The 2,062-nt window shown below is 67.5% G+C and carries 2 protein-coding genes; both read right to left on the reverse strand.

Annotated features, from left to right (window positions below; translation table 11 throughout):
* Positions 1-111 precede the first annotated feature (111 nt).
* Positions 112-582 (reverse strand): hypothetical protein, encoded by a 471-nt coding sequence (locus ACIQOV_RS38980; RefSeq protein WP_401055574.1) that lies wholly within the window; start codon positions 580-582, stop codon positions 112-114.
* 851 nt (positions 583-1,433) lie between these two features.
* Positions 1,434-1,742 (reverse strand): HAD family hydrolase, encoded by a 309-nt coding sequence (locus ACIQOV_RS38985; protein ID WP_401055576.1) that lies wholly within the window; start codon positions 1,740-1,742, stop codon positions 1,434-1,436.
* Positions 1,743-2,062 lie beyond the last annotated feature (320 nt).

A 2,062-nucleotide genomic window follows, 5' to 3' on the forward strand; every position in this document is an offset into this window, starting at 1 on the left:
ACCACTCTCAACACTCTTCCCCCCCCCGCCGCTCTTCCTATCTCCCGCGCGACCGAAGGGCCGGCCGGGCAGCGATCTCCGCTGCCCGGCCGGCCCCTTTTGTGTTTCCGCTCACCCTCCGGCCGGCGGGCCTCCGACCCCGAGGTCGAGCCGGGCCTGCAAGTGGTACGCGTTGAGCAACTCGACCAGGGCTGGCCCGTTCGGCACCGCGCTGTGCTCGCGAGCCGCGATCTCGGACTCCCACAGCGCGACATTCACCGCCTTCGCCGCCTCCACCGCACCCGGACTGGCGAGCAGGACGAGCGTCTCGAAGAGTGCCGACCGCCGGATCTCCTCCTGCTCCATCGTGGCCAGGAACTCCGCCCGCGCCGTCGACCCCGCGTCGGCATCAACGGCCCGCTTGGCCACCGCCGCGACCTCCTTCACGCAGGTCGCGTACTGCACATAGGTGTCGAGCTTCCGCTCGTCCCACCGCGTGGCCATCACCCGCCGATGCTTGACCCGCTCCGCCCACCCGGTGGCCACGAACGAGGTGAGCGCCCCCAGCAGGACGCCCACCAGCGTGACGATCTGAGTAATCACCGCCCAGAACCTACCGACGCCACGCAACTAGCGACAGGGCGAAGCCCCGCAACAAGAGAGCCCATCTCGGCGCCCTCAGCGGAGCCACGGCGACTCCGTCGTGAGGCTTTGGGTAGTGCACGCGGCAGGCCTGGGCTTAGGCACCCCCATAAACGACATCCATTTTGGAAGTTGTTTTTGTTGGGGTAAGGGCACCAGACTAGAGCCGACGAGAACCTCGTCGGACCGAAAGACAGATTGAGAGCTCCCGCGCACACGCGGGCCCGGCCCTGGCTGCAACCAGAACCGGGCCCTCAGCGCGGGGTTAAGTAGGCCCGGCCGACCATCTACCGGCCGGGCCTACTTGCTGCCCGCCCACTGTCGTCCGTCCCCTGACCTCATACCTAATGGATGAGCCTCCCCACACACTCGGCGATCGTGACCATGAGCCCGAGCCCGCTGATACCGACCATCCACCAGTCGGGGCTGTTCAGTCGCTTGCTCGGCCTTCGTGATCTACGTGCCATGCCAGGACCCCTCCTACTCGAAACCGTTGGGGCGCTCCCCAACGGGGCGCAAGGCGGGCCTAGTTGGACCCGAAACGGGGCGAGCGTCTGAGTACCTGACGGGCAGAAGCCTATCGCCCGAAGGTCAGGTCAGGGGCTGGGCGGGAAAGCCGCCATGTTGCGGATTCGGGTTAGCTGGTTCATGAAACGCGAGTCTTGATTAACGTTCCATTTTGGCGATGGTGCGATTCGGTCACCGGCCCTGAGATCGCCCGCCAGAGGCCCCTTGCAGCGCCTCGGCGTGTCGCGCCCGACCCCATGTGATGTCCGTCACTTCACGCACTGTTCGCCGCCCCTGCGGCGCTCTCAGTGCAGGGCGCCGCCGACGAGTTGCATCGAGTCCACGACCACAACGGCGCCAGCGGGCGAGTTTGGCGCCCCTCCCGGATTGTTGGCATAGCCGATCGTGGGGACGCCGGCCGCTTCCCCCGCCTCGACGTCGCGGGCCGCGTCGCCGATGAAGATGCAGTGCTCCGACCTGGTGCCCGCGGTCACCATGACTCGAGCGGGAGACGCGGGTTCGGGTTCATGGACGAGGGGTCGCCCGGGACCGCCCAAAGGCGCCGGCCACGCAATCCACAAAACCGTGCTCAGTGAGTAGGCCGTGATGGCCACGCCCGTCGTCCGGGTTCGGGCGACCGACCCCGGACGGCTTCGGACTCCAGCACGGCCAGCGCGGTGTCCGTGCTTCGCGGGATCAGAGCGGGCGTCCGCGACCAGCCGAGGTAGGCCGAACGGCTCGTCCTCCTCCTCTACCCCGGCCGGAGCTCAACGCGCTCTTCAATGCGCCAGATTGGCGTTCGCAGCCGGTCACGCGTGGCGAGAAGGGAGCTGAGACGGCTAGTGCCGCATCAGACTGCGTTCGCCCCGTTGTGACGCATCGCTCGGTTGCCGCCAGGTGGCAACCGAGCGGCCAGAATGATCACGTGGCTGAA

Source organism: Kitasatospora sp. NPDC091257 (assembly GCF_044757675.1).
Lineage (GTDB): Bacteria > Actinomycetota > Actinomycetes > Streptomycetales > Streptomycetaceae > Kitasatospora > Kitasatospora lactacystinica.